The organism is Roseiarcus sp. (genome assembly GCF_052145395.1).
In the GTDB taxonomy this organism is placed as follows: domain Bacteria; phylum Pseudomonadota; class Alphaproteobacteria; order Rhizobiales; family Beijerinckiaceae; genus Roseiarcus.
In genome coordinates this window covers 1-3,489 of the sequence record NZ_JBKQOT010000485.1, presented here as the reverse complement: position 1 = coordinate 3,489, position 3,489 = coordinate 1, and the positions used below count along the sequence as shown (strand labels likewise).

At 66.6% G+C, this 3,489-nt stretch carries 4 protein-coding genes and 1 pseudogene; 1 reads left to right on the top strand and 4 read right to left on the bottom strand.

Features of this window, described 5'->3' with window-relative positions; all coding sequences use genetic code 11:
• The 4 genes from ACLP25_RS16495 to ACLP25_RS16480 form a co-directional block, all read right to left on the bottom strand.
• Positions 1-656, bottom strand: a 656-nt coding sequence (locus ACLP25_RS16495) for an ATP-binding cassette domain-containing protein (protein WP_442470268.1), incomplete at its 3' end; no start/stop codon positions are given.
• A gap of 78 nt (positions 657-734) precedes the next feature.
• Complete coding sequence (locus ACLP25_RS16490; protein WP_442470267.1) at positions 735-1,640, bottom strand: NAD(P)-dependent oxidoreductase; 906 nt, start codon at positions 1,638-1,640, stop codon at positions 735-737.
• 1 nt (position 1,641) lies between these two features.
• Positions 1,642-2,208, bottom strand: a complete 567-nt coding sequence (locus tag ACLP25_RS16485) for a gluconokinase (protein ID WP_442470266.1) — start codon at positions 2,206-2,208, stop codon at positions 1,642-1,644.
• On the bottom strand, positions 2,162-2,938 hold the full coding sequence (locus ACLP25_RS16480; protein WP_442470265.1) for an SDR family oxidoreductase: 777 nt from the start codon (positions 2,936-2,938) through the stop codon (positions 2,162-2,164). Before ACLP25_RS16480 ends, ACLP25_RS16485 begins: the two co-directional genes overlap by 47 nt.
• Positions 2,939-3,095: 157 nt before the next feature.
• On the opposite strand from ACLP25_RS16480, the pseudogene ACLP25_RS16475 reads away from it, so the two are divergent.
• Positions 3,096-3,489 (top strand): annotated as a pseudogene (locus ACLP25_RS16475) (2-hydroxyacid dehydrogenase); the annotation flags it as partial.

Below are 3,489 nucleotides of genomic sequence, written 5' to 3'. Positions count from 1 at the left end.
ATGCGATCGGCGATCTCGAACACCTCATCGAGCCGATGCGACACATAGATCATGCCGACGCCGCGCGCCTTGAGCGGCCTCAAGGCGTCGAACAGGCGGTGCACCTCATCGGCGGGAAGCGAGGCCGACGGCTCGTCGAGGACGAGGACATCCGCCTGCACGGTCAGAGCGCGCGCGATTGCGACGAGGGATTTTTCCGTCCGCGAGAGGTCGCGGACGCGCAGGGTCGGCGCCAGCGGGCAGTCCACCTGGGCAAGCGCGGACTCGGTGGCCGCCTCGACCGCGCGCCAGTCGATGTAGCCGCGCCTGCGCGGATAGCCGGTCGCCAGCGCAATGTTTTCGGCGATCGTCATCCATTCGACGAGCCCGAGGTCCTGGTGGATGAAGGCGACAGGCTGGTGCTCGCCGAAGCGGGGCGGACGGTGCTTGTAGCGTTCGCCGCGGTACTCGATCGAACCTTCCGTCGGCTCGACGATTCCTCCGAGCGTCTTGATCAGGGTCGATTTGCCTGCGCCGTTCTCGCCGAGCAGCGCCAGGATCTCACCGGCGTGAAGATCGAGCGAGACGCCGCGCAGCGCGAACACGCCTCCGAATCGCTTCACCACGTTCCGAAATCGGATCAGGGGCGGAGTGTTTGCCTGGATCGCCGAGGACATTTCCAAATCCCGAGATGTATCGTTGAGATTATGTTATCGATAACATTCGTGCCTGACAAGGGCCTTTTTCGTCCTTGGTCAAGGACAGGACGAATTGTCGCGGGGCCCGTCAAACTGGCGCATCAGTTCCGCGTTGTCCGCGCCGCCAAGCCCGGCAGCAACCAGGGCGCGGTGGATCTCGGCGACGATCGCGGTGGCGGGCAGCGCCGTCAGCGTCGCCCGCGCCAGAGCCTGAACGCCATCGAGATCCTTGAGCATGTTGTCGAGCCTGCCGGTCGGCGCATAGTCGCGGCGCGCCATCTTTGCCCCGAACTCCTGCAGGATGAGCGAGTCGGCGCGTCCTCCGGCTAGCGCGGCAGGGATCCGCTCGGCGTTTACGCCGGCGCGCTCTGCGAGCGCGACCGCTTCGGCGACCGCCTGAAACTGGATCGCGCACAGCACCTGGTTCACGAGCTTCGTCGCCTGACCCGCTCCGACCGGCCCCATCAGCGTGTAGTTCGCCGTCAGCCGGCTCATCACCGCCCGTGCTCGCTCGAAATCGGCCTCCTCGCCACCGGCCATGACGGTCAGCCGGCCCGACAGGGCGCCGGGCGCACCGCCGGAGAGAGGGCAATCGATCCATCGGCCGCCCGTGGCCTCGTGAAATCGGGCGGCGAGGCCACGGGTCGAATCCGGATCGATCGACGACATGTCGATCAGCAGCGTATCCGCGTCTGCCGCGCTCGCGACGCCCTCCGGCCCGAATATCGCGGACTCGACAATCTTCGCGGAATTGAGGCTGGTGATGACCAAGGGCGTCCTGCGCGCTGCCTCCGCGGCCGAGAGGGCGGCACGCGCCCCTTTCTCCCTGAGCGCGCCCTTCTTGGAGTCGTCGCGGTCGAACACGATCACGGTCGCGCCGGTGTCGAGCAATCGCGTCGCGATCGCGCCACCCATGACGCCGACGCCGACGATGGCGACGGAAGGCGGGAGCGTTTCGACCATGTCAGGGTTCCTCTCTGTGAGCCGGGTCGGCGAGACGCGCGACGAGCAGCGGAATCATTGCGTCGAGTTTCGCGTCGGCGGAGACTTCGATTACCCCGGGCTCGTCCGAAGGCGTCTCGAGCGCGGCGAACTGGCTCTCGACCAGAGACGCCGGCATGTGGTTCTTGCGTCCGCCGACGCGCCTGCGCATCGCCTCCGGATCGGCCGCAAGATAGACGAATGCCAGCGCGGGCCCCGCAGCCGCCCGGAGGCGGTCGCGGTAGGCCCTCTTGAGGGCCGAGCAGGCGAACACGGTCGGTTGCCGCGCATCGAGCCCTTCTGCGAGTTCGGCCCCGATCCGGTCGAGCCACGGCCAGCGGTCCTCGTCGGTCAGCGCCTGGCCCGAACGCATTTTCGCGCGTGCCTCGTCGGTGTGGAGGTCGTCGCCGTCGATGAAGACGCCGCCGAGCGCCGCGGCCAGACCTCTTCCGACCGTCGTCTTGCCGGCGCCCGAGACACCCATCACGACCACCGCGATCCCGTCACAGGCACGCTGTGATTCCCCCGTCGACGTAGAGAATGTGGCCATTGACGAAACTCGAGGCGTTGGATGCCAGGAAAATGGCGGCGCCGATCAGTTCTTCGACGTCACCCCACCGGCCCATCGGCGTGCGCCCGACGAGCCAGGCTGAAAACTTCTCGTCCTCGACCAGGGCCTTGTTGAGTTCGGTCTTGAAATAACCGGGCGCGATGCCGTTGACCCTGAGGCCGTGCTTACCCCAGTCGGTCGCCATGCCCTTGGTCAGCATCTTCACCCCGCCCTTGGAGGCGGTGTAAGGCGCGATGTTTGGACGCGCGAGCTCCGCCTGGACCGAGGCGATGTTGATGATCTGGCCGCGCTTGCGCGCGATCATGCCGCGAGCGACCGCCTTGGAGACGTAGAACACGCTGTCGAGATTGGCGCGCATGAGTTCGCGCCAGGTGTCGTCGGGGAAGTCTTCGAGCGGCGCGCGGCGCTGGATGCCAGCATTGTTGAAGAGGATGTCGATCGGCCCGACCTCGGCCTCGACCCGCTGAACCGCATCCGCGATCTGAGCCGGCTCCGTCACGTCGAAGACCGCCGGCGCGGCGTCGGCGCCTTCGGCGCGCAAAGCGTCGACCGTCGCGTCGACCGTGCTTGGCGTTCGGCCGTTGACGACGACGCGAGCCCCAGCGCCGGCGAGGCCGCGAGCGAGCGCGAGGCCGATGCCGGCGGACGAGCCGGTCACCAGGACGACGGTCCCGGAGAGGCCGAACAGACGATCGATGAGGCCGTTCATGGGACGCTTCCTCGTTGCGCGCCCGTCGATGTTATCGATAACATATCTCGCGTCAAGAGATATTTTTTGGGTCCGCCCCTTGCAACGCCGCTATGTTATCGATAACATCGTGCCTGAGGTCAGGGGACCGTTTGTGATGAAGAGGAAAGGGAGAGGCATGTCCAAGCCCACGGTGCTGATGATCGGCGCCTATCCGGAATGGGACATGCCGTCCCTGGAGCGAGCCTACGACCTCAGGAAATTGTGGCTCGCGGCCGACAAGGAGGCGTTGCTCGCCGAGGCGGGACCCGACGCGCGCGCCATCGCGACCCGCGGGGAACTTGGCGCGTCCGGCACGCTGATCGATCGTTGCCCAAAGCTCGAGATTATCTCCTGCTACGGCGTCGGCGTCGACGCGATCGATCTCGATCGGGCGCAGGCGCGCGGCGTGCGCGTCACCAACACGCCCGACGTCTTAACCGAAGATGTGGCGGATTTTGCCTTCGCGCTGATCCTCGCGCACATGCGTAAGGTGATCGAGGGCGACGCGCATGTCCGGTCAGGCGCGTGGC